Source organism: Pseudomonas sp. PDM22, from assembly GCF_014851965.1.
In the GTDB taxonomy this organism is placed as follows: Bacteria; Pseudomonadota; Gammaproteobacteria; order Pseudomonadales; family Pseudomonadaceae; genus Pseudomonas.
Map to the genome: position 1 here is coordinate 997781 of NZ_JACVAR010000001.1, position 22086 is coordinate 1019866.

21 protein-coding genes and 1 riboswitch are annotated in these 22086 nt (G+C 66.2%); of the genes, 10 read left to right on the forward strand and 11 right to left on the reverse strand.

Going from position 1 to position 22086, the window contains the following annotated elements; genetic code table 11:
- Positions 1-83: 83 nt before the first annotated feature.
- Both IB255_RS04835 and IB255_RS04840 read right to left on the reverse strand, forming a co-directional pair.
- Positions 84-2006 carry a DUF1302 domain-containing protein gene (locus tag IB255_RS04835; protein WP_081516281.1) on the reverse strand — a complete coding sequence of 641 codons (1923 nt, stop codon included), beginning with the start codon at positions 2004-2006 and terminating at the stop codon, positions 84-86.
- Positions 2007-2213: 207 nt separating this feature from the next.
- Positions 2214-3896: a fatty acid--CoA ligase gene (locus IB255_RS04840; RefSeq protein WP_081516282.1), complete on the reverse strand. Its 1683-nt coding sequence runs from the start codon at positions 3894-3896 to the stop codon at positions 2214-2216.
- Positions 3897-4096: 200 nt separating this feature from the next.
- On the opposite strand from IB255_RS04840, the gene IB255_RS04845 reads away from it, so the two are divergent.
- Entirely contained in the window at positions 4097-5272 is a 1176-nt protein-coding gene (locus IB255_RS04845; RefSeq protein WP_081516283.1) for a thiolase family protein, read from the forward strand.
- Between the two features lie 63 nt (positions 5273-5335).
- Here the strand turns inward: IB255_RS04845 and IB255_RS04850 are convergent, their stop codons facing one another.
- Both IB255_RS04850 and IB255_RS04855 read right to left on the reverse strand, forming a co-directional pair.
- Positions 5336-5965: a LysE family translocator gene (locus tag IB255_RS04850; protein ID WP_151188246.1), complete on the reverse strand. Its 630-nt coding sequence runs from the start codon at positions 5963-5965 to the stop codon at positions 5336-5338.
- A gap of 77 nt (positions 5966-6042) precedes the next feature.
- Positions 6043-7272: a DUF1266 domain-containing protein gene (locus tag IB255_RS04855; RefSeq protein WP_192209834.1), complete on the reverse strand. Its 1230-nt coding sequence runs from the start codon at positions 7270-7272 to the stop codon at positions 6043-6045.
- Positions 7273-7716: 444 nt separating this feature from the next.
- Here IB255_RS04855 and IB255_RS04860 point away from each other — a divergent pair, with 444 nt between their 5' ends.
- The 6 genes from IB255_RS04860 to IB255_RS04885 all read left to right on the forward strand — a co-directional run bounded on the left by IB255_RS04860 (position 7717) and on the right by IB255_RS04885 (position 13455).
- Positions 7717-8682, forward strand: a complete 966-nt coding sequence (locus tag IB255_RS04860; RefSeq protein WP_192209835.1) for a 2-hydroxyacid dehydrogenase — start codon at positions 7717-7719, stop codon at positions 8680-8682.
- Positions 8679-9443 carry a DUF1835 domain-containing protein gene (locus IB255_RS04865; protein ID WP_081516287.1) on the forward strand — a complete coding sequence of 255 codons (765 nt, stop codon included), beginning with the start codon at positions 8679-8681 and terminating at the stop codon, positions 9441-9443. The genes IB255_RS04860 and IB255_RS04865 overlap by 4 nt, the downstream gene beginning before the upstream one ends.
- Positions 9444-9496: 53 nt before the next feature.
- The gene (locus IB255_RS04870) at positions 9497-10498 is read left to right on the forward strand and encodes a class I SAM-dependent methyltransferase (RefSeq protein WP_192209836.1); all 1002 of its coding nucleotides are present in this window, start codon (positions 9497-9499) and stop codon (positions 10496-10498) included.
- Positions 10499-10617: 119 nt separating this feature from the next.
- The gene (locus IB255_RS04875) at positions 10618-12075 is read left to right on the forward strand and encodes an amino acid permease (RefSeq protein ID WP_081516289.1); all 1458 of its coding nucleotides are present in this window, start codon (positions 10618-10620) and stop codon (positions 12073-12075) included.
- 44 nt (positions 12076-12119) lie between these two features.
- Positions 12120-12323: riboswitch (yybP-ykoY riboswitch) on the forward strand.
- Between the two features lie 6 nt (positions 12324-12329).
- Positions 12330-12911, forward strand: coding sequence for a TMEM165/GDT1 family protein (locus IB255_RS04880; protein ID WP_192209837.1), 582 nt, complete (start codon positions 12330-12332; stop codon positions 12909-12911).
- A 100-nt stretch (positions 12912-13011) separates the two neighbouring features.
- Positions 13012-13455 (forward strand): ketosteroid isomerase-related protein, encoded by a 444-nt coding sequence (locus IB255_RS04885; protein WP_045210962.1) that lies wholly within the window; start codon positions 13012-13014, stop codon positions 13453-13455.
- Between the two features lie 117 nt (positions 13456-13572).
- On the opposite strand, the gene IB255_RS04890 is transcribed toward IB255_RS04885, so the two are convergent.
- Both IB255_RS04890 and IB255_RS04895 read right to left on the reverse strand, forming a co-directional pair.
- The gene (locus IB255_RS04890; protein WP_081516291.1) at positions 13573-14556 is read right to left on the reverse strand and encodes an NAD-dependent epimerase/dehydratase family protein; all 984 of its coding nucleotides are present in this window, start codon (positions 14554-14556) and stop codon (positions 13573-13575) included.
- 92 nt (positions 14557-14648) lie between these two features.
- Positions 14649-15470 (reverse strand): M48 family metallopeptidase, encoded by an 822-nt coding sequence (locus IB255_RS04895; RefSeq protein ID WP_151188250.1) that lies wholly within the window; start codon positions 15468-15470, stop codon positions 14649-14651.
- Positions 15471-15899: 429 nt separating this feature from the next.
- On the opposite strand from IB255_RS04895, the gene IB255_RS04900 reads away from it, so the two are divergent.
- On the forward strand, positions 15900-18032 hold the full coding sequence (locus tag IB255_RS04900) for a methyl-accepting chemotaxis protein (protein ID WP_151188251.1): 2133 nt from the start codon (positions 15900-15902) through the stop codon (positions 18030-18032).
- A gap of 221 nt (positions 18033-18253) precedes the next feature.
- Here IB255_RS04900 and IB255_RS04905 read toward each other — a convergent pair whose 3' ends face one another.
- From IB255_RS04905 to IB255_RS04915, 3 genes are read right to left on the reverse strand one after another with little or no spacing between them, the layout of a single operon-like run.
- Positions 18254-18865, reverse strand: a complete 612-nt coding sequence (locus IB255_RS04905) for an SOS response-associated peptidase (protein WP_192209838.1) — start codon at positions 18863-18865, stop codon at positions 18254-18256.
- A gap of 22 nt (positions 18866-18887) precedes the next feature.
- Positions 18888-19154: a DUF2007 domain-containing protein gene (locus tag IB255_RS04910; RefSeq protein ID WP_081516295.1), complete on the reverse strand. Its 267-nt coding sequence runs from the start codon at positions 19152-19154 to the stop codon at positions 18888-18890.
- Positions 19154-19336 carry a CPXCG motif-containing cysteine-rich protein gene (locus IB255_RS04915; protein WP_081516296.1) on the reverse strand — a complete coding sequence of 61 codons (183 nt, stop codon included), beginning with the start codon at positions 19334-19336 and terminating at the stop codon, positions 19154-19156. The genes IB255_RS04910 and IB255_RS04915 overlap by 1 nt, the downstream gene beginning before the upstream one ends.
- A gap of 138 nt (positions 19337-19474) precedes the next feature.
- Here IB255_RS04915 and IB255_RS04920 point away from each other — a divergent pair, with 138 nt between their 5' ends.
- Entirely contained in the window at positions 19475-20635 is a 1161-nt protein-coding gene (locus IB255_RS04920) for a 1-acyl-sn-glycerol-3-phosphate acyltransferase (RefSeq protein ID WP_151188253.1), read from the forward strand.
- 41 nt (positions 20636-20676) lie between these two features.
- On the opposite strand, the gene IB255_RS04925 is transcribed toward IB255_RS04920, so the two are convergent.
- Positions 20677-20955: a hypothetical protein gene (locus IB255_RS04925; protein WP_081516298.1), complete on the reverse strand. Its 279-nt coding sequence runs from the start codon at positions 20953-20955 to the stop codon at positions 20677-20679.
- Between the two features lie 262 nt (positions 20956-21217).
- Here IB255_RS04925 and IB255_RS04930 point away from each other — a divergent pair, with 262 nt between their 5' ends.
- Positions 21218-21424, forward strand: a complete 207-nt coding sequence (locus IB255_RS04930; RefSeq protein WP_081516299.1) for a hypothetical protein — start codon at positions 21218-21220, stop codon at positions 21422-21424.
- A gap of 62 nt (positions 21425-21486) precedes the next feature.
- Here IB255_RS04930 and IB255_RS04935 read toward each other — a convergent pair whose 3' ends face one another.
- A complete protein-coding gene (locus IB255_RS04935) occupies positions 21487-22074 on the reverse strand; it encodes a YajG family lipoprotein (RefSeq protein WP_081516300.1) in 588 nt (195 codons plus the stop codon).
- Positions 22075-22086 lie beyond the last annotated feature (12 nt).

Sequence of the window (22086 nt, forward strand, 5' to 3'; positions counted from 1 at the left end):
TCTGCTGCCCCGCGCGACCGGGTCACCCGGCCGTGCGGATGGCCCGCCGCGAGGGCGGGCCGCTTGCCGGTTGAACGGCCGGCTTAGAAAGTCACACCGAAGCTCAAGCTGACGAAGTCACGGTCATCGACGGTGGAGTACTTGCCGTCGAAGTAGTTGGTGTAGGCCAGGCTTGCGGTGTAGGTGTTCAGGTAGTCGGCATCCACGCCCAGGCTGACCGCCTTGCGGCCTTCCTCGAAGTTGCCGCCAGGACCGGGGGAGTAACCGTCCACGTCGTGGGACCAGGCCACGTTGGGCTTGAGGTTCACGCCGGCGAACACATCGTTGTAGTCCCAGATCGCACGGGCGCGGTAACCCCACGAGTCAGCGGTGGTGAAACCATCGCTTTCGCAGTTGCGGCTGACGTTGTTGGCGTTGGCGGTGCCCAGGGTCGACACGTTGAGCGCTTCGCAGGTCGAGCGGCCGTTGAGGCTGCCGTTCAGCGGGCCGGGGCCGAAGATCGGGTCGCGGCCATAGCGCGCCTTGTTCTGGCTTTCCAGGCCGCCGACGTGGGTCCAGCCGACCTCGCCCACCAGGGTCAGACGCTCGGCGCCCATGACCTGGTCGAAGAAGTGGGTGAAGGTGGTCTGCAGCTGGGTGACTTCCTTGCGGCGGTAGCCGTGCAGGTCTTCACCCGCGGTGCCGGTCAGCACGGAGGCGTTGTCGTAGACATGGTTGCCGCCGATGGAGACCGGGTCCAGGCCGGAGTACAGGATGTCGGTGGTGTTCAGCTGCACCGGGGCGTTCGGACGGTAGCTGATCTCGCCCTGCCAGGCGGTACCGGTGGGCAGCGTGGTGGAGAAGCTCAGGCCGTACAGGCGGATGTCTTCGGGGTACTCGATGAAGTAGCTGGAGTTGCCCGCCATCGCCGCCGCGCCGGCCTGGGCCGCCAGGGACGGGCTGATCGCCGCGATGTTGGTGATCAGCTGGTTGATCTGCGCAACCTTGGAGGCATCGGCGCCACGGCCGGAGAAGATCGGCAGGCGGCTGTGGTAGTTCATGTAGTAGCCGCCGAACTCGGTGTTCAGGCTGTCGGCGAAGTACTTCAGGGAGAAGCCGTACTGGCCACTGTCGCGGGCGTCGCGGTCCGGGCCACGTCGCACCACGATACCTTCATTCCAGGGCGACGGAGTCAGCGCCAGGCTCGGGCCGAGCAGGGAGTTCAGGGTATTGATCGAGGCCTGGTTGTTGGTCAGCACCGCCAGGTTCTGGGTGCAACCGTCAGCCACGACATCCGGCTGGGAGAAGAAGGTGCCGCAGTTGTCGACCACCGTCTGGTCCCACTCCAGTTGGTAGAAGCCTTCGGCGGAGAGGTTCTCGGTGAGGTTCTGCGACAGGTAGAACATGTTCACCGGCACCAGGGCTTCCTTGATCTCGGAACCCGGGCGGCGGAAGGCGGTGACGTCGAACGGGTTGATCACGCTGATGCCGTTCTGGATGAAGGTGCTCTCGCCCCAGTTCACCACCTGCTTGCCCAGGCGCACGGTGCCCGGCAGGTCGGCGATGTTGTAGTTGTGGTAGATGAAGGCGTCGAGGATTTCCGCGCCGGAGGCCTGGGCGGCTTCCTTGCGGTTGTGGTCGGAGAGCGGCTTGAACTCGGTGTTCTCGTCCTTCTGCTCGAAGTCGTACCAGTACTTGCCGCGGACGAAGACGCCGGTGTCCTGGTATTTCAGTTCAAGGTCGTGGATGCCCTTGAAGATCTTCGAGAAGGTCTTGCCGGCCTTGTAGTTCAGGTGGCCATCGTCGGAGGTCTGGGACAGCCCCTTGCCGCCGTTGTTCACGCCGATGAGGTTGCTGTTCGGATTCTGCGTCGACCAGCTGGCCCCCACGGACAGCGTCGAGTCGAACGAACCTTCGATTTCCCCGATGTTGAAGCTGACGGCGGAAGCCGGCGTCGCCAGCGTGGATGCCAGGCTCACTGCCAGCGGCAACCGTGCCAGGCGCCAGATATGTTGCATGGTTTTCATCGACGCTACTCCATGTGTTTTTTGTTATGAGTAGCGGCGACTATATCCAGCGTCCTAAGGCACTTGATCGCTCTAAAGTGTGATTTGTCTTACAAAGGCCCTGACTAGACGCTTGCGCAGGCCCCGAGGTGGCGTGATCACTGGGCTGCGTCGTGCCAAGCGCTTGCTTGGCACGACGCCCGAAAACCGTGACTTGCCGGTCGTCGGTCACACCGTGGAGAGGAAAGCGCTGCCAGCCTCCTGCCATTGGGCGATGTCTACCCGGATACGCTTCTTGTCGAGCTTGCCGACACTGGTCTTGGGAACTTCAGTAACAACGGCGATCTGCGAGGGAATGGCCCACTTGTTGATGTGGCCCTGCTCGACGAAAGGCTTGAGGTGTTCGCGCAGCGCCTTGGCGTCCAGCGCCTGGCCGTCGCGCAGCACCAGCAGGGCGAACGGGCGCTCGCCCCACTGCGGGTCGGGCACGCCGACCACGGCCACCTCGCGCACCGCCGGGTGACGGCTGATGAGGTCTTCCAGCTCCAGGGACGACAGCCACTCGCCGCCGGTCTTGATCACATCCTTGATGCGGTCACGGATATCGATGAAGCCCATGCCATCGAGGGTCGCCACGTCGCCGGTGTGCATCCAGCCGCCGGCCCAGAGTTCTTCGCCCTTCTCCGGCTCGCGGAAATACCCCTGGGTCAGCCAGGGCGCGCGCAGCACCAGCTCCCCCTGGGATTCGCCGTCGGCTGGGTGGAACTGGCCGTGCTCGTCCATGATCGCCGCCTCCACCAGCGGCACCGGCACGCCGGCCTTGATGCGGTAGGTGGTGCGTTCATCCTCGCTGCCGGCGCAGAGTTCCTGGTTGAGGTAGCCACAGGAAATCAGCGGACAGGTCTCGGACATGCCGTAGGCCGCCGTGAGCTGGATGCCGCGGGCCTTGGCGGCGTCGTACAGCGCGTGGTTGAGGGCGCTGCCGCCGATGATGATCTTCAGCCCGCCGAAGTCGTGATCCTTGGCGCCGGCGGCGTTGAGCATCATCTGCAGGATGGTCGGCACGCAGTGGGAGAAGGTCACCTTCTCCTCGCGGATCAGCTTGCACAGCAGCTCCGGCTCGTAACGGCCCGGATACACCTGCTTCACCCCCAGCATGGTCGCCACGTAGGGCACGCCCCAGGCGTGGACGTGGAACATCGGGGTGATCGGCATGTACACGTCGTCGGTGCCCATCAGGCGGATGCTGTCCAGGCTGCCGATGGTCGCGGCCATCGCCAGGGTGTGCAGCACCAGCTGGCGGTGGGTGAAGTACACACCCTTGGGGTTACCGGTGGTGCCGGTGGTGTAGAAGGTGGTCGCCACCGAGTTCTCGTCGAAGTCGGGGAAGGCGTAGCGTGGGCTGGCGGCAGCCAGCAGGGTCTCGTACTCACCGACGCAGTTGGGCAGCGTGCTGCTCTTGTCGGTGCCGTCGGTGATCAGCAGGGTCTTTTCCACCGTGGTCAGTTGCCCGGCAATGCCCTGGTAGAGCGCGGCGAACTCGCTGTTGACCAGCACGAAGCGGTCATCGGCGTGGTTCATGGTGTAGAGGATCTGCTCCGGCGAGAGGCGGATGTTGATGGTGTGCAGCACCGCGCCGATCATCGGGATGGCGAACATGCACTCCAGGTAACGGTGGCTGTCCCAGTCCATCACCGCCACGGTGTCACCGGCCTTCACGCCGGCCTCGCTCAGCACGTTGGCCAGGCGCGCGACGCGCTCGTTGAAGGTGGCATAGCTGTAACGCACGGTGTCGCGGTAGACGATTTCCCGGCCTTTCTCGTAACGGCTGCCCGACAGCAGCAGGCTCTTGATCAACAGCGGGTACTGGTAGGCGTTCTGTGCAGCGGGGATGACGCGGGTTTTCAGCATGGCGTACGCACTCTCAAGGCTGGATCTCATCAGGATGAGACCGACTCTAGAGCGCCCCGTGTGTCCATTCATCAGTCAAAAGAGTGATTTGCCGATGACTCTATGGCCACATCCGGTCACGCGGTAGAATCCTGACGCCCGGTCGTTCACGCCCGGTACCCAGATAGCGCATCACAACAAGAGCGAAGAAGAGGTTAGTCATGTCCGAGATCGTCATCGTCAGCGGCGCCCGTACTCCCATGGGCGGCTTCCAGGGCAGCCTGGCCGGCGTTTCCGCCGTCGACCTGGGCGCCATCGCCATCCGCGAAGCCATTTCCCGTGCCGGCATCCAGCCCGAGGACGTGCAGGAAGTGATCATGGGCAACGTACTGCCCGCCGGTCTGAAACAGGGCCCGGCCCGCCAGGCAGCGCTGAACGCCGGCCTGCCCGCCGCCACCGGCTGCACCACCATCAACAAGCTCTGCGGCTCGGGCATGAAAGCCGTGATGCTGGCCCACGACCTGCTCAAGGCCGGCACCAACAGCGTGATGGTCGCTGGCGGCATGGAAAGCATGTCCAACGCCCCCTACGTCATCGAGAAGGCCCGCACCGGCCTGCGCATGGGCCACGGCGAGATCAAGGACCACATGTTCCTCGACGGCCTGGAAGACGCCCGCACCGGCCGCCTGATGGGCTCCTTCGCCCAGGAAACCGCCGACAAGTACAACGTCACCCGCGAAGAGATGGACGCCTACGCCATCGAATCCCTGCAGCGCGCCCAGGCCGCCATCAAGGACGGCTCGCTGGATTCGGAAATCGTCCCGGTCACCGTCACTACCCGCAAGGGCGAGACCGTGGTGAAGGACGACGAGCAGCCGCTCACCGCCAACCTGGACAAGATTCCCGGCCTGCGCCCGGCCTTCCGCAAGGACGGCACCATCACTGCGGCCAACGCCAGCTCCATCTCCGACGGCGCCTCCGCGCTGGTCCTGATGACCGCTGAAGAAGCCGCGCGCCGTGGCCTGAAGCCACTGGCGAAGATCGTCGCCCACGCCACCCAGAGCCAGGACCCGGCCGAGTTCACCCTGGCCCCGATCGGCGCCATGACCAACCTGTTCAAGAAGGCCGGCTGGAGCAAGGACGACGTCGACCTGTTCGAGATCAACGAAGCCTTCGCCATGGTCACCATGCTCGCCATGCGCGAACACGGCCTGGACCACGCCAAGGTCAACGTCTACGGCGGCGCCTGCGCCCAGGGTCACCCGGTCGGCTCCACCGGCTCGCGCATCATCGTCACCCTGATCAACGCCCTGCAGAAGAAGGGCGGCAAGCGTGGCGTGGCCTCGCTGTGCATCGGCGGCGGCGAAGCCACTGCGGTGGCGATCGAGCTGGTCTGACCCTCGAACCGGCATGAAAAAGGGGCGCCTCGGCGCCCCTTTTCATTTCGCTCCGGCCGCGGCTCAGCGCAGTTCGGTAAACGCCAGCTTGATCCCCAGCCCCACCAGCACCACGCCCATCATCCGATCGAACCAGTGGCCCATGCGGGCAAAACCGGCGCGCACCCGTTGCTGGCTGAACAGCAGCGCCACCAGGCAGAACCAGGCGGCGGTCGCGCAGGCCAGGTACACGCCATAACCGGCCTGCACCAGCAGCGGCGTGTGCGGGTTGATCACCACGGTGAACAGCGAGAGGAAGAACAACGTGGCCTTGGGGTTCAGGCCATTGGTAACGAAGCCGGCGACATAGGCTCCGCGTGCGCTGCGAGCGACCGGCGCGGCAACTGCTTCTACCGCCGACGGGTCAGCCGGGCGCGCCCGCAGCGCCTTGAAGCCGATGTACAGCAGGTACGCCGCCGCCAGCCATTTCAGGGCGTTGAACAGCACGATGGACTGCGACACGATCAGGCCGATGCCCAGCAGCGAGTAGGTGACGTGCAGGAAGATCGCGCTGCCCACGCCCAGCGCCGTCCAAGTGCCGGCGCGACGGCCGTGGGTCACGCTCTCGCGCACCACCACGGCGAAGTCCGGACCGGGGCTGGCCACCGCCAGCAGGTGAATGAACGCCACCGTGAGAAATTCCGCCCAGTACATCGCGCCTCCGAACAGCCGCCGAGAAAGCTCCCACTTCTATACGACTCGACGGGGCTCCGACAAGTGCCGGAACGGCCTCAGCGTGCGGCCGCAGAGGATACCCCGTGCAATACCGGCAGCTTGTCCAGCGGACACGACTGCCAGGGCGACAAGTGCTCGGCAAACGGGCTGATGCCATCGAGCAACACCATGCCACTACGCAGCAACTGCCGGCCGGCATCCCGATCCTGATTGGCCAGCGCATGGCCAACCACCACCGAGACCAGGTACTGCTCCCAGTCGGCGAATGCCGAGCGAGCCCGCTGCGCCATGTGACGCAGGGCATTCCACAGACTCGCCTCGTCCAGCAGGCCGGCGGCGAAGGCCAGGCGCGCGCCGAAGGCGGCCCGCTCCAGGTCGTAGGCCAGCACCGTGCGACAGCCGTCCACCAGCGCAGGGTCATGTCCGGCCTTGAGCAGAGCCCGTCGCGCCTGCTCGAAGCGCTCCTGGCCGGGCTCGCCAGCGGCAACGTTCAGGCGGCCAACGCTGCGCTCCAGCAGGGCATCGAAGCGTGCCCGGCTGCCAGTCTCCAGCAGCCAGTGCAGACGCTCCTTCACTTGCCCCTTGCCTTCGGCGCGCCAGTGCTGCGTCAGCCACAGGCGATGCAGTTCGGACTCCTCGGGGGCAATCGCCAGTCGATCGGAACGAACGCCGGCGCTCAGTGCAATCAGCGAGCCGAAGGACAGCAGGGACTGGCGAGGCTGGCGGGTGTACAGCGGAATCTCGTGCTCGATCTGCAGGACCACGTCGTCTACGCGAATGCCCGCCAGCGGGTTGAGCCGCCATTGCCCTGCGCCCTCCATCAGTTCCTTGTAGGCACGGATGGCCAGCGGGCCCTGTTGGCCGTCGCGTTGCAGCGTGGCCCGCACCAGCACATAGGAAGCGGCATAGGCCTGCCAGTCGCCGAACTGGCGCACGGCGGCTTCTGCGACCCAGGCCAGGCAAAGCCAGGCCTCGTCCTCGGCGAGATAGCCGCAGGCATGGCAGCGCCGCGCCAGCCAGGCGATGCACTCGTAGTCGTGGGCCGCCATGGAAAGGTCTTTCGGCAGGGCCAGGCCGGCCTTGCCCCAGGCCTGCTTTGCACGCTGCCAGCGCAAACGCTGCTCGCCGTCAAAGGCGCTCGGTTCGTTGCGTTGCAGACGGCGAAAATCCTCGTCCAGCGGCAGGCTGTGCGCTTCCAGCAGCATGCCCTGCAGCGTATCGCGCGCCGATTGGCCATCGCGGATGCCCCAGTATTCCGCCAGGTCAGCCTGCAGGCGCTCGGCCATTTCGCCGCGCTCGCGTATCAGAGCTGTTCCCGCCGGCCCTTCGCAAGCGTCCATCAGGGCGCCGAAGCAGAGCAGCGGTTCTGGGCCACTGCCGCGCACCGGCTTGCGGCGCCGGGTCCGGGGAAAGGACGCGGAAGAACCAACACGGGACCAGACCCGTGCGCTCCAGACACCAGCGGTCGTGATGCCAAAGGCAGTCAGACCGGAGATCAGCCAACCCATCATCGCGAGTCACCTCGAGGTTTAGATGGGCTCAATCTACGAAGGCAACGCCTCGCCGCAGATGAGGAGAAACTGAATCGTCTGTCAGACTTTTCACTCAAACGTCTAACCTCAGTGCAGTTCGCTCCGCCCCTCGCGACGCGGGCAGCCTGGGTTGTTAGCCGGCGAGGTTGCGCCGAGAATCCCCTTCACCCCGCCCTTCCGATCAAGGTGTCATCGCTCATGAATCCTCCTCGCGCCGTCTTCCTCGACCACGCCTCCCTCGACCTCGGTGACCTCGACCTCGCGCCGCTGCGCGCGCCGTTCGGCGAACTGGTCCTGCACGGGCGCAGCGACACGCAGCAGGTGGCCGAGCGACTGCAGGGCGCGCAGGTAGCGATCAGCAACAAGGTGCGCATCGGCGCCGAGGTGTTCGGGCAGTGCCCGGAACTCAAGCTGATCCTGGTGGCCGCCACCGGCACCAACAACGTCGACCTCGAAGCCGCCCGCCAGCACGGCGTGACCGTGAGCAACTGCCAGGGCTACGGCACCCCATCGGTGGCCCAGCACACCCTGATGCTGCTGCTCGCCCTGGCCACGCGCCTGCCGGACTACCAGGCGGCGATCCGCGAGGGGCGCTGGCAGAAGGCGCCGCAGTTCTGCCTGCTGGACTTCCCCATCGTCGAACTGGAAGGCAAGACCCTCGGCCTGCTTGGCCACGGCGAACTGGGCGGCGCGGTGGCGAAACTGGCCGAAGCCTTCGGCATGCGCGTGCTGCTCGGCGCCCTGCCCGGACGCCCGGCGCGCGCCGATCGCCTGGCGCTGGACGACCTGCTGCCGCAGGTCGACGCCCTCACCCTGCACTGCCCGCTGACCGACGCCACGCGCAACCTGATCGGCCAGCGCGAGCTGGACCTGATGAAGCCCGGCGCCTACCTGATCAACACCGCCCGCGGCGGGCTGGTCGACGAGCAGGCGCTGGCCGACACCCTGCGCCGTGGCCATCTCGGCGGCGCGGCCTTCGACGTGCTCAGCGTCGAGCCCCCGCGGGACGGCAACCCTCTGCTGGCCGGCGACATCCCGCGCTTCATCCTCACCCCGCACAGCGCCTGGGGCAGCCGCGAGGCCCGACAGCGCATCGTCGGCCAGTTGAGCGAGAACGCCGCCGGCTTCTTCACTGGCGAGCCGCGCCGGGTGGTGGCGCCATGAGCCTGCATCTGGTCTGCGGCGACGGCGCCGCCGAAGCCCTGCATCGGGCCGTCGAGGCAGGCGTGCTGACCGAAAAGAAAATCCGCGTGATGCCGGACGACCTGGCGGTCGGCCCACTGAGCGATGTGGATAACCCGCCCTGCCAGCAGCGCGCTGCGTTCTGGCATGCGCTGGGCGGCGAAGTCCTGCGCGAGCGGGAAATCGCCAGCGAGATGGCCACCGAGGTGAACTGGCTGCACAGCCCGGACGTCGCCTCCGTCACCCTCTGGCACGGCGACAGCGCCAGCGAGCAACTCCTGCTGCGCCGCGTCTGCGCTTTGCTGCCAGCGAACATCATCCTGCGCAGTGTCGGCGCCGGCAGCGGCCAGTGCCGCAGCGAGGACCGCCACGCCATTGCCATGCTGAAACCCGTCGAACTGGCCAACGCCCTGGCCGCCAGCCACGAACTGGACGCCGCCGAGCGCCAAGTCCTGGCGGCGGACTGGCAGCGCGCCCTGGCGGAAAACGCCGAGCTGCGCCTGTGGCTGGATGGCCAACTGAGCGGCACCGGCTACGCCCACATCGACCGCATCCTGCTGGACAGCGCGAGCGAGTCCTGGCGCCCGGTGCAGTCGCTGATCGGCCCGACCATGGCCTACGTCGACGGCCTGTTCGTCAGCGACCTGCTGGCCGCCTGGCGCCTGCGCGAACAAGTCGCGGCCGGGGCGCTGGAACTGCGCGGCGACGACTTCTGGAAGAACGCCGAGGTGCGGCTCGCCTAGGCTCGGCCGCGGCAGCCCTGCTAAACTCGCGCCCTTTTTCGCCAGGAGGCCGCATGTCCAACGCCCCCACCAGTGAAGTGCTGCTGCGCCAGATCGAGCGCTTCCAGGGCCGCGTGCTGCTCGCCGGCCTGCCTGCCGACGGCCTGCTCGGCGAGCTGCCGCAGGCCCAGGGCTGGAGCTGGCATGCCGGCGAAGCCCGGCAACTCGAAAGCCGCTACGCCGGCCGTTGCCATTTCGGCGCCACACCGCCTGCCGGCCAGTTCGACGCGGCCGTGCTGTTCCTGCCCAAGTCCCGCGAGCTGACCGACTACCTGCTCGCCGCGCTGGCCAGCTGCGTGCCGGACGGCGAGCTGTACCTGGTCGGCGAGAAACGCGCCGGCGTCGAACGCGCCAGCAAGCAGCTCGGTGAGTTCGGCCGCGCCAGCAAGCTGGACAGCGCCCGCCACTGCCAGCTGTGGCACACGCACATCGACGGCGCGCCGACCGCGCCGGACCTGCATGCCCTCGCGCAACGCTACGAACTGCCACTGGCCGATGGCCCGCTGCAGGTCATCACCCTGCCAGGCGTGTTCAGCCATGGTCGCCTGGACCGCGGCAGCGCGCTGCTGCTGGAACACCTGGACAAGCTGCCAGCCGGCCACGTGCTGGACTTCGGCTGCGGCGCCGGGGTGCTCGGCGCCACGCTCAAGCGACGTTATCCACAGAGCCGCCTGACCCTGCTGGACGTCGACGCCTTCGCCGTCGAGAGCAGCCGCCTGACCCTGGCCGCCAATGGCCTGGAGGGTGAAGTGATCGCCGGCGACGGCATCGACGCCGCACCGGAAGGCCTTGCTGCCATCGTCAGCAACCCGCCCTTCCACCAGGGCGTGCACACCAGCTACGCCGCCACCGAACACCTGCTGCGCCAGTCGGCACGCCACCTGGCGTCGGGCGGCGAGCTGCGCCTGGTGGCCAACAGCTTCCTGAAATACCCGCCGCTGATCGAACAGCACCTGGGCCCCTGCCGCACCCTGGCCGAGGCCGACGGCTTCCGTATCTACAGCGCCCGGCGCTGATCCAAGGCTCGCACTACACTCCACCGAGCCCGCTGGATCGGCGCATCGCCGCTCGCCCTGAACTATCGAGGACACCCGTGAACCGAAGAATTAGAGATGACGTCGAACTGACTTTCGCCATGGGGCCGAAGGAGAAGCCGCATCATCTGAAGCGCTCCCTCAAGCCGCGCCACCTGAACATGATCGCCATCGGCGGCTCCATCGGCACCGGCCTGTTCGTCGCCTCCGGCAGCACCATCGCCACTGCCGGCCCCGGCGGTGCGCTGCTGGCCTACGCGCTGATCGGCCTGATGGTGTTCTTCCTCATGACCAGCCTCGGCGAGCTGGCGGCTTACATTCCTGATTCCGGCTCGTTCTGCACTTATGGCAGCCGTTTCATCGACGATGGCTTCGGTTTCGCCATGGGCTGGAACTACTGGTACAACTGGGCGGTGACCATCGCCGCCGAGCTGGTGGCGGCGCAGCTGGTGATGAAGTTCTGGTTCCCGGAGGTCTCGGGCATGTACTGGAGCGCCGGCTTCCTGGCCATCATGTTCATGCTCAACTTCTTCTCGGTGAAGGGCTTCGGCGAGAGCGAGTTCTGGTTCGCGCTGATCAAGGTGGTGGCCGTGGTGATCTTCATCGGCATCGGCCTGGCCAGCATCATCGGCATCATGCATGGCATCGACAGCCCCGGTTTCAGCAACTTCACCAGCGGTGACGCACCCTTCGTCGGCGGCCTGCAGGCGATGATCGGGGTGGCGATGATCGCCGGCTTCTCCTTCCAGGGCACCGAGCTGATCGGCGTCGCCGCGGGCGAGTCGGAGAACCCGCAGAAGTCCATTCCCATCGCCATTCGCCAGGTGTTCTGGCGAATCCTGATGTTCTACATCCTGTCGATCTTCGTCATCGGCATGCTGATCCCCTACACCGATCCGAACCTGCTCAAGACCGACAGCAGCGACATCAGCACCTCGCCCTTCACCCTGCTGTTCGAGCGCGCGGGCCTCGCCGCCGCGGCGGGCGTGATGAACGCGGTGATCCTCTCGGCGATCCTTTCGGCGGGCAACTCGGGCATGTACGCCTCGACCCGGATGCTCTACACCATGGCCACCCAGGGCAAGGCACCGCGCCTGTTCACCCAGGTGTCCGCGAGCGGCGTGCCGCGCTACGCCCTCTACGCCACCACGCTGATCGGCGCACTGTGCTTCCTCACCAGCTTCATCGGCGACAAGACCGTCTACACCTGGCTGCTCAACGCCTCGGGCATGTGCGGCTTCATCGTCTGGCTGGGCATCGCCGTGTCGCACTACCGCTTCCGCAAGGGCTTCGTCCTGCAGGGCGGCAACCTCAACGACCTGCCCTACCGCGCCAAGTGGTTTCCCCTCGGCCCGCTGTTCGCCTTCACCCTGTGCCTGATCATCACCCTGGGGCAGAACTACCAGGCCTTCGTCGGCGAGCACGTGGACTGGGCCGGGCTGGTCGCCACCTACATCACCATCCCGCTGTTCCTGGCGATCTGGCTGGGCTACCGCTTCAAGAACGGCACCCGCTTCATCCGCTACGAAGACATGGACATCCGCCCCACACGCGACTGATCCGACGCGCAGGCTTGCCCAAGTCCCGGGACTTGGGCAGAATGCGCCCCGTCCTAGGGGAGTAGTCTCCCGCGAGCGCCCTGCTCGCCCGGTACGCGTCAACACACTTGGTCCACAGACCATGGCGCGTACGATCCAGGCCTGCAGCGTTCAGGCCGGGGTTTGACAAGACCTATGACACGAGCAACCTGACCCGGGGCGGGCAGGTGGCGCGTGTCATGGTGATTAGTCGACCCGCCCCCTTAGGAAGTCTGATGGAATCCCTCTTCGTCCCCACCCTGATCGTTGCCCTCGCGGAAATCGGCGACAAGACGCAATTGCTCGCGCTCGTCCTCGCCGCGCGCTTCCGCAAGCCCTGGCCGATCATCGCCGGGATCATCGCCGCCACCCTGGCCAACCACTTCGCCGCCGGTGCCGTCGGTAGCTGGGTCGCCTCGTTCTTCTCGGAAAGCACGCTGAGCTGGGTGCTGGCCGTGTGCTTCCTGGCGGTCGCTGGCTGGACCCTGGTTCCGGACAAGCTGGATGACGACGAAGAAGGTTCGCTGAAGAAATTCGGTCCGTTCCTCACCACCCTGATCGCCTTCTTCCTCGCCGAGATGGGCGACAAGACCCAGGTCGCCACCGTGATGCTGGCCGCGCAGTACCCGCACTTCTGGCTGGTGGTCATCGGCACCACGCTGGGCATGCTGATCGCCAACGTACCGGTGGTCCTGGCGGGCAACTTCGCCGCCGAGCGCCTGCCGCTGAACCTGATCCGCCGCCTGGCCGCCGCCGCCTTCGCCATCCTCGGCCTGGCTGCCGTGTACCACGCGCTCAAGCTCTCCGGAGTGTTCTGACCGGCCGCTTTCGTCGGGAGGCTGGCGCGCCGGCCAATGCCTGTGTATCGCCCGCGATACACAGTGGCGCCTGAAGCCTCCCACGACAAAGGATGTCGCCATGCCGGAAAAAGACCTGAAGAAAGTCGCCCGCCACCACATCGACCTTGCCTGGAACAAGGGACACCTGGCGCTGGTGGAGCAGCTGCACAGCCCGGACTTCATCTACAAGAGCGCCTTCACCGCCCAGCCGCTGGACAACGCCGGCTACCGGGCGTTGGTGGAGGAGATCCGCAGTGGCATGGAGGACCTGGAAGTGGCCGTGGAGGAATGCATCCGCGAGGGCAACAAGGTCTTCACCTGGAGCACCCTGATGGGCAGCATCGCCCGCCCGGTGCTGGGCTACCCGGCCAGCGACCGCATCGTCAGTATCTCGGCCATGGGCTTCTGGACCTTCAACAGCCAGAACCAGGTGCAGGAGCTGTGCACGTTGTTCGACATGGAAAGCTTCCGCGCGCAGATGGGGCTGCCCAACCGGCCCTTTGCGGAGAAGGCGCTGCCCTGACAATGAAAAAGCCCGGCCATGAGCCGGGCTTTTTTCATTCACTTCCACGCTCTACGCGGCACATACGGCTCTCGCGGGGAGCTCCGTAACAGCTCGCTCCTACAAAGACAGCCGAAGTCAGAGGTAGTCGTTGGCGTGGAACCAGGAAATGGCCCGCTCCAGCGTGTCTTCCAGCGGCACATGCGACTCGAAGCCCAGCTCCTCGCGGGCCTTGCGGCCGTCGAGGAACTGCCCGCCGGCCATCACCTCGATGGCGGTGTCGTCCAGCAGCGGCATCTTGCCGGTCAGGCGGTAGCGCCAGCGGCCCAGGGTCGCCAGCGCGCGGGCGCGGTGCAGCGGCATCGGGGTCGGCGCCGGCTTGCCCAGCAGCTTGGCGATGGTGCTGGTCAGCTCGCCCATCTCGATATTGTGCCCGGTGAGCAGGTAACGCTCCCCCACCCGGCCTCGCTCGAGCGCCTTGAGCAGACCACGCCCGGCCTCGGAGGCATCGATGACGTTCCGCCGGCCCGGCACGTAGTGCAGCATCTCGTCGCGGCCGATGGCGGTGATCAGGCGCCCGGTGGTCGGGCCGATGTCGAGCTCGCCCAGCACCATGCCGGGAATCCCGATCACCACCGGCAGGCCGCCACGGGCCTGTTCGCGGGCCTGTTCGTCCAGCGCCCACTTGCACATCACGTAGGCGCTCTTGCCGGTGGGCAGGCCTTCGTAGAACAGCCCCTCATGGCCCGGCAGCCCCTGAGGGTGCGAAGGCATGGCGAAGGCCGAACCGACGTAGAGGATACGCGGTACTTTCGCCTGCAGGCAGGCGGCGTAGAAATGATTGGTCAGGTCCAGTGCGCTGGCCACTTCCTCCTGCCAGCGACGCGGGCGCACCGGGTAGTAACCGGCGCTGAAGATCACCGCGTCGAGCCCGCTGAGCGCGCGGGCCATGCCCTGGTGATCGAAGAGTTCGGCTACCCGGCACTCAGGCTCGAGGTAGGCCAGGCGCTGGATCTGCGACGAGGGTCGGTGGATCAGCACCAGCTGGTGGCCGGCCGCCTTGATCGCGCGGGCGGCGTGGTGGCCCAGGAGCCCGGTGGCTCCGAGTACAGCGATTTTCACGGGTGCTCCCTGTTCACTGGATAAAGCGGCGCAACCTTACGCCGCTCCTGGCCGTTCGAGAGAATCACGAACCCCTGCTGCAAAAACACTGTTCAGCGGGTCTTGGCCTGCTCGTAGAGCGGCATGACCTTCGGGATGGCGGCCTGCAGGTTGGCCATCCGCGTACTGTCCGCCGGGTGCGTGCTGAGGATTTCCGGCGGAGCTTCACCGTTCGACGCCTGCCCCATCTTCTGCCACAGGGTCATCGCGGCGTTGGGGTTATAACCGGCTCGCGCCGCCAATTCCAGGCCGATCAGGTCAGCTTCGTTCTCATTCTGCCGGCTATTGGGCAACGTCAGGCTGTATTCGACCACCTGGTGGGCCATGTCCACGCTGCTCTGACCCAGCCCCAGCAGCGCGCCGCCAATGCCCAGCCCCATCTGCTCCGCATAGGCGCGGGACATGGCTTCACGGCCGTGCTCACGCAGGGCGTGGGCGATCTCGTGGCCCATCACCGCGGCCAGCTCGTCGTCGGTGAGCTTGAGCTGATCGATCAGCCCGGTGTAGACGATGATCTTGCCGCCCGGACCGCAGTTGGCGTTGAGCTCGTCGCTCTTGATCACGTTGACTTCCCACTGCCAGGACGGCGCGTCGGAACGGAAGGCGCCGGTCTGCGGGATCAACCGCGCGGCGATGGCCTTCACGCGCTTGGCGTCATTGCTGCTGGCATCCAGCTTGCCGGCCTTGGAGGCCTCACCGAGGGTCTGCTGGTAGGACTGCGCATACATCTGGTCGACCTGGGCGCTGGACAGCATGCTGAACATGTTCTGCTTGCGATCGACGCCGACGACACCGCTGCTGGTGGTGTTCACCTGCTGGCAAGCGGTGAGCAGCAGGGCTGCGGCCAGGCCTGCGACACGAAAAACTCTGGGCATGTTGCTCTCCCGAAACAATGCAATCTCCCACGGACAGCGCGCATGGTAGGCCCACCCCCGATGCCCGGCAACTGGCAGGAAACAGCCGGCGCAGCAGTGACTTAGGAAACCGCACCGACGCATCGGAAGGTGCCGGGGGCGCCTGTCGTGGCGTACGCGGTGCGCGGCATCGCGCCTGCGATCCACACCCGCGAGCTAGCCGCGGCCAGCGTCTGATTTCACCCTGGAAACCAGGATGTCGAGGCGCTCGCCACGGCCAGATAATTTCATTTTGACATCACATGCTAGACCTCCCGGTCAGCGCCGACAATCCTGCGACAGGCGGCGAACAGCCGCGTTACAACCCATTACAACGGCCGCCTAAGGAAAATCCCCGGACCTGCCGATACAGATAGACACGCAGACCTCTGGCGCATTCCGGGTACCCGTATGAAATTCAAGTCGATCCAGTTTTCCGTGGTGGCGTTGGCAGGTGCCAGCGTTCTGGCAGTGGTCGCGGCGCTGGTGCTTTACGCGCTGTTCGCCGGCTCGCGGACCCAGGCGCTGGTGCAGGAGCGTACCCAGGCACTGCTCGAGCAGGTGATCAACGATCGCCTGGTGGCGATCGCGCGCGGCCAGGTCGCGCAAATCCAGCGCGAACTGGAATACCCGCTCACCGTTGCCCGCGACCTCGCCAACACCAACGCCCTGCTCGACGAAACCGACGCCAACGGCCAGCCGCTGCTGGGCATAGGCCGCGCCGGCATGTCCAACCTGCTGCGCCAGACCGTGGCGCAGAACCCCAAGCTGCTCGACGCCTTCGCCGGCTGGGAACCCAACGCCTTCGCCGGCAACGACAGCCAGTACTCCGGCCTGCCCGGCTACGACGCCAGCGGCCGCTTCATGCCCTGGTGGTACCGCAAGGACGGCGGCCTGACCGTGGAAGCCATGGGCGACACCCTGGAAAGCCAGAAAATGCAGCCTACCGGCGTGCGCGAAGGCGAGTACTACCTGTGTCCGAAAGAGAAGCACCAGCCCTGCATCATCGACCCGGCGCCCTACGAGATGGCCGGCAAGATGGTGCTGATGTCCTCGTTCAACGCGCCGATCATGGTCAAGGGCCAGTTCAAGGGCACCGTCGGCGTGGACCTGTCGCTGGACTTCATCCAGGACCTGCTCAAGACCGCCGACAGCCAGCTCTATGACGGCGCCGGCGAGATGGCGCTGATCTCCACCAACGGCCGCCTGGTCGCCTACACCAAGGACCCGGCCAAGCTCGGCGAACCCGCCAGCAGCGTGCTGGACGCCAGCGAAGTGGCCAACCTGGCCAAGCTCACCCTCGACCAGCCGCTGACCTCGGTGGACAAGGAACACGGCCATATCGAGCTGTTCCTGCCCTTCACCATCGCCGACTCCGGCGCGCGCTGGACCCTGATGCTGCAACTGCCGCAGGAAGCCGTGCTGGGCGACCTGAACCAGCTGCAGAGCGACCTGAAATCCCAACGCGACAGCGACACCCTGGGCATGACCCTGGTCGGCCTGCTGATCGCCGCTATCGGCCTGGCCGTGATCTGGCTGGTCGGCCATGGCATCGCCCGCCCGCTGCGCCAGTTGGTCGGCATGCTCGACGATATCGCCCAGGGTGAAGGCGACCTGACCCGCCGCCTGACCAGCGACCGCGCCGACGAACTGGGCTCCATCGCCAAGGGCTTCAACACCTTCCTGGGCAAGCTGCAGGGCATGATCGGCCAGGTGGTGACCTCGGTGCAGCACGTCAGCGACTCCTCCGAGCACACCGCTGACATCGCCATCCGCACCAACCAGGGCGTGCAGAAGCAGCTGGCGGAGATCGAGCTGGTGGCCACCGCCGTCCACGAGATGACCGCCACCGCCCAGGACGTGGCGCGCAACGCCACCCATGCAGCCGAAGCGGCCAACCATGCCGACCAGGCCGCGCACCACGGCAAGCGCATCGTCGAGAGCAGCTCCACGGCGATCCAGGCGCTGGCCAGCGAGATCGGCCGCGCCGTGGGCGTGGTGCAGTCGCTGGCCCGCGACAGCGAGAACATCAACGCGATCCTGGTGGCCATCCGCGGTATCGCCGAACAGACCAACCTGCTGGCGCTTAACGCCGCCATCGAGGCTGCCCGCGCCGGTGAACAGGGCCGCGGCTTCGCGGTGGTCGCCGACGAGGTGCGCAACCTGGCGCAGAAGACCCAGCAGGCCACCGAGGAAATCCAGTCGATGATCCAGCAGCTGCAGAACGGCACCCGCGAAGTGGTGCACGTGATGCAGCAGAGCCAGGACAAGACCGAGGACAGCGTGCGCCACGCCGGCGAGGCGGCCCAGGCGCTGGAGTCGATCACCCAGGCGGTGTCGGTGATCAACGACATGAACACCCAGATCGCCAGCGCCGCCGAGGAGCAGAGCGCGGTAGCCGAGGACATCAACCGCAACGTCAGCAACATCGGCATGGTCGCCAACCAGGTGGCCGGCGGCGCCGACGAGGCCTCCCAGGCCAGCGCCGAGCTGACCAAGCTGGCCGAGCAGCAGCGCCGGCTGGTGAATCAGTTCAAGGTGTAGATCCAGCCCTGCGCACTGATCGCATCGGAGCAACTGTCTTCATCTGAAAGGCCGTGCCAGTGCGCCCCCTCACCCCAGCCCTGGCTGCGCGCCCCGCTCCTGAGGGAGAGGGGGCAGATCGTGCCGGCTGATGCCATGGTTTCATCCTGCACCGAACGGTCCCCTCTCCCGCTTGCGGGAGAGGGTTAGGGTGAGGGGCTCTTGATCCTTGGGGTGCGTCGTCAGGCGGGGGTGAGGCACTCCGGCCCATTGCAGGCCGGATCATTGACGAAGTTCGCCAGCGCCTGCACGCGCAGCCGCGCCTGAGGCAACTGCAGCAGTTCCAGCAAGCGCGCGGCGGGCGTCTCGTTCGACAGCCATTGCGCCTGCTCCTGCACATCGAGAATCAGCGGCCGGCGCATATCGCCCGCCGCCTGGGTGAGCATCGCCACGCTGTAATAGGTGTGGCCTTCCACCGGATACGCCTCCCACACCCCCGCAAAACAGATCAACCCGCCTCCGGAAACCCAGTGCGGCCGCTTGCGCACGCCGAGCCACTCATAGAAGCCATTGGCCGGCAGCAGGCAGCGACGCTGGGCGAAGGCATCGCGGAACATCGGCTGCTCAACGATGGTTTCCGTACGGGCATGGGCGGGGGTTCGCGACAGGTCCTTCAGCCAGGCCGGCGTCAGTCCCCAGCGCGCGAGGTCGGCATGGCGCGCGCCGTTCTCCTCGCGCAGCATGAGCACGCGGGCGCCGGGCGCGACGTTCCACTGCGGCTGCAGGTCGGCAGGGAAGCCGGCGTTTTCGGCAAGCTCGCGGTTCCAGCGGAACAGGGCGTAGCGGCTGGTCATTGGGACTCGTCGGGGGAGAAGGTCAGCAAAGCAGGACGCCGGGACCGCCCTCGTGATCGTCGGCGCAGCCCGGCAAGGGTTGCGCGGCATTGTACGCGGCGATCAGTTCGCGCGCCTGCTCGGCCACGTCATCCTCCACCCACAGGTGCAGCAGGCCCAGGCCCGGCAGCTCGCCGATGCCGCCGACCAGATGGCGTCCGCCCAGGTGCGACGAAATGCCCTCGTTGGCCAGCATGCCGCCCAGCAGCTCGGCTTCGATCAGGTCGGCGGGTTCGTAGATTCGCTGCATCAATCGTCCTCGCGCTGGACTTCCAGGGTCCAGTCCACGCCGTCGGTGTGGAGCTGGAACAGGATCGGCCGGCAACACACCGGACAATCTTCATAGTAGCTCTGGTCGCCCCCGGAGAGGTCAAGCACGGCCTCGGCCGGCTCACCGCAATAGGGACAGGAATAGTCCTGACTTTCGAGCATCGCTGGTTCCCCCGTGACTTCCGTTTATAATCGCGCGGTCTTTTTGGGTGCCCGCCTGGCCGGTGAGTCGGCGGCATACCCATCCGGGCCGTCTATTTCGCGGCCTGTCCCGTGATACCCCGAGAATTCATAGAGAGCATGATGGGCGAGTTCGAAGCCATCCGACCGTACAACGACGCCGAAGTCCCGGCTGTCCTGCAGCGCCTGCTGAGCGATGACGCCTTCCTCGGCGCGCTGGCGCGTTACCGTTTCCCGCGTCTGTCCGGTCCGTTCGGCTGGCTGCTCAGACCTCTTATAGCCCATCGGCTGGCCCGCGAAGTCACCGGCATCCGCAGCGTCAGCGAGCTGCAGCACAAAGTCGAGCCCTACGTCGACCGGACCATCGAGCACGCCACCGACGGCGTCACCTATTCCGGCGTCGAGCGCCTGCAATCCGGCCGTGCCTACCTGTTCATCGCCAACCACCGCGATATCGTGGTCGACCCGGCCTTCTGCAACTACGCGATCTACCACGCCAAGCTGCCGACGCCGCGCATCGCCATCGGCGACAACCTGCTGCAGAAGTCCTTCGTCAGCGACCTGATGCGCCTGAACAAGAGCTTCATCGTGCACCGCTCGATCAGCGGTCGGCGCGAGAAACTGGCGGCGTACCAGAACCTCTCGGCCTACATCAATCACTCGATCTGCCAGGACGGCCAGTCGATCTGGATCGCCCAGGCCGAGGGCCGCGCCAAGGATGGTGACGACCGCACCGATTCGGCGATCCTCAAGATGTTCCACATGAGCCGCAAGGACGAGCCATTTGCCGAGGTAGTTCGCCAGCTGCACCTGATCCCGGTGTCCATCAGCTACGAATACGACCCCTGCGATGCCGCCAAGGCCCGCGAGCTGTTCACCCGCGCGACCACCGGCGAGTACACGAAGGCGCCGGGCGAGGACGACCGCAGCATCGTGCAGGGCATCACCGGCTACAAGGGCCGGGTGCACATCAACTTCGGCGAGGAGATCACCGGCGACTTCGCCGACGCCAAGCAGCTCGCCGCCGAGCTGGACCGGCAGATTCTCGGCAACTACCGGTTGTTCCCGGTGCACTACCTCGCCTACGAGGCCTCCGACCTGCGCGACGCCGCGCTGAACGTGCCGCGCGCCGAGACCCTGTTCAAGGCCGAGGAACTGCAGCGTGCGCGCACCGAATGGGAGCGCCGCCTGGGCGAATGCCCCGCGGAGCAGCGCGGCCACCTGATCCTGCAGTACGCCAACCCGGTGCTGAACCAGTACCGGCTCAAGCAGCAGGCATGAAAAAAGGCGCCCTCGGGCGCCTTTTTCAATTCACTGATGACTCAGAGCCGGGTGCTGTACCAGCTCACCGTCACGGCCAGGGCCATGCAGGCGAAACCGAAACGGTAGAAGAAGCGGTTCATCCGCGCGGTCGGCTCGACGCTGTCCAGCGGCACCGGCGCGATTTCGCTCTCGGCGGCCAGGCGCGCCAGGGCGAGGCGTTCGCGGCGGCGGGTCGCCAGCAACAGCCAGCCTCCGGCCAGGGCGAAGAACAAGGCCAGGTCATTCACGATACGACCGGGATGGGCCTGGAAAAGACTCCAGAGCGCCTGCAGCGACATCACAACCTCCGCTTCAGAACTGCACGCCAACGACTTCGAAGCAAAGCGGGGTCAGTCTGGACGAACGGGCTTGGCCCGTCATGGATGAGAAACAATCGACGCGCATTTTATCCGCTGGGCCGCCATCGCAGCCAGCACGCAACGCTTATTTACGACGAGCGTAAGAGTTATCGAGAAAGGGTCTAAGACCTCTCCCGCGTCCTGGCACGTTGCTGGCTTCAACGAATTCTGCAAACCCGGTCTTTCGCCAAGGAGATTCGCCATGCTCGACATCGTCCCCCACGAAAACGCCTACCTGATCGAACACCTGGAAGAAATCGAAGCCGTGGTCGTCGAACTCTCGTTCAACGTCCAGGACGACCACTGGCTCGTCTACACCCAGGCCTGCGGCCACGAACACCTGGACCTGCCGGAAACCGACGAGCGCATGCGTTCGTTCGAGGTCGACCCGTACCGCCAGGCCGCCTGATCGCCCCGATCTGCGCCCATGAAAAAGCCCGCCATTCGGCGGGCTTTTTCATGTCCGATCGATCAGCGCTGGTTCAGCGTCTGGCCGATGGTCGGGTCCTTGAACACGCGGGTCAGCGCGTCGCTGAGCACGTCGCTCACCAGCTTGGTATTGGTCGCCTGGTTGGGCGCCATGCCGAAACGCTGGTTGGTCGAGGCGCCGTAGCGGCCGCTGTAGCGACGGGTGCCGCTCTGCACGTCGGCGCGGAAGGTGGCGCCGATGTCGGCCTCGGTGACGTACATGCCTTCCTTGGGCGACTGGTACTTCAGCTCGGCCAGGGTCAGGGTCAGTTGCGGCGCATTGTAGGCGTTGGCCGACGGGGTGAAGCCCAGCAGGCGCACGGCGGTTTCAGCCTGCAACTGCAGCTTGGGGATCACGTCTTCGCTGCGCACGGTCAGCTGGCTGGTTTCCGAATACAGGCCACCACGGGTACCCAGCGCGGTGCTCGGGCGACCGTCGACGACTTTCACCACCACCGGCTGGCCCTGGCCAACGGCGGCGACCGGGCCCTTGAACTCGGGCGTCGGGTTGAGTTGTTGCGGGCTGAGGGCGCAGCCGGTCAAGGTCAGGCTGGCGGCAGCGATAAAGCCGAGCAACAGGCGAGGCAGCATGCTCATCTCTCC

Excerpts from the sequence above, each read along its gene's own strand:
- IB255_RS04835 (WP_081516281.1), bottom strand. The coding sequence starts at position 2,006 with ATGAAAACCATGCAACATATCTGGCGCCTGGCACGGTTGCCGCTGGCA.
- IB255_RS04840 (WP_081516282.1), bottom strand. The coding sequence starts at position 3,896 with ATGCTGAAAACCCGCGTCATCCCCGCTGCACAGAACGCCTACCAGTAC.
- IB255_RS04845 (WP_081516283.1), top strand. The coding sequence starts at position 4,097 with ATGTCCGAGATCGTCATCGTCAGCGGCGCCCGTACTCCCATGGGCGGC.
- IB255_RS04850 (WP_151188246.1), bottom strand. The coding sequence starts at position 5,965 with ATGTACTGGGCGGAATTTCTCACGGTGGCGTTCATTCACCTGCTGGCG.
- IB255_RS04855 (WP_192209834.1), bottom strand. The coding sequence starts at position 7,272 with ATGGCCGAGCGCCTGCAGGCTGACCTGGCGGAATACTGGGGCATCCGC.
- IB255_RS04860 (WP_192209835.1), top strand. The coding sequence starts at position 7,717 with ATGAATCCTCCTCGCGCCGTCTTCCTCGACCACGCCTCCCTCGACCTC.
- IB255_RS04865 (WP_081516287.1), top strand. The coding sequence starts at position 8,679 with ATGAGCCTGCATCTGGTCTGCGGCGACGGCGCCGCCGAAGCCCTGCAT.
- IB255_RS04870 (WP_192209836.1), top strand. The coding sequence starts at position 9,497 with ATGTCCAACGCCCCCACCAGTGAAGTGCTGCTGCGCCAGATCGAGCGC.
- IB255_RS04875 (WP_081516289.1), top strand. The coding sequence starts at position 10,618 with ATGGGGCCGAAGGAGAAGCCGCATCATCTGAAGCGCTCCCTCAAGCCG.
- IB255_RS04880 (WP_192209837.1), top strand. The coding sequence starts at position 12,330 with ATGGAATCCCTCTTCGTCCCCACCCTGATCGTTGCCCTCGCGGAAATC.
- IB255_RS04885 (WP_045210962.1), top strand. The coding sequence starts at position 13,012 with ATGCCGGAAAAAGACCTGAAGAAAGTCGCCCGCCACCACATCGACCTT.
- IB255_RS04895 (WP_151188250.1), bottom strand. The coding sequence starts at position 15,470 with ATGCCCAGAGTTTTTCGTGTCGCAGGCCTGGCCGCAGCCCTGCTGCTC.
- IB255_RS04900 (WP_151188251.1), top strand. The coding sequence starts at position 15,900 with ATGAAATTCAAGTCGATCCAGTTTTCCGTGGTGGCGTTGGCAGGTGCC.
- IB255_RS04905 (WP_192209838.1), bottom strand. The coding sequence starts at position 18,865 with ATGACCAGCCGCTACGCCCTGTTCCGCTGGAACCGCGAGCTTGCCGAA.
- IB255_RS04910 (WP_081516295.1), bottom strand. The coding sequence starts at position 19,154 with ATGCAGCGAATCTACGAACCCGCCGACCTGATCGAAGCCGAGCTGCTG.
- IB255_RS04915 (WP_081516296.1), bottom strand. The coding sequence starts at position 19,336 with ATGCTCGAAAGTCAGGACTATTCCTGTCCCTATTGCGGTGAGCCGGCC.
- IB255_RS04920 (WP_151188253.1), top strand. The coding sequence starts at position 19,475 with ATGATGGGCGAGTTCGAAGCCATCCGACCGTACAACGACGCCGAAGTC.
- IB255_RS04925 (WP_081516298.1), bottom strand. The coding sequence starts at position 20,955 with ATGTCGCTGCAGGCGCTCTGGAGTCTTTTCCAGGCCCATCCCGGTCGT.
- IB255_RS04930 (WP_081516299.1), top strand. The coding sequence starts at position 21,218 with ATGCTCGACATCGTCCCCCACGAAAACGCCTACCTGATCGAACACCTG.
- IB255_RS04935 (WP_081516300.1), bottom strand. The coding sequence starts at position 22,074 with ATGCTGCCTCGCCTGTTGCTCGGCTTTATCGCTGCCGCCAGCCTGACC.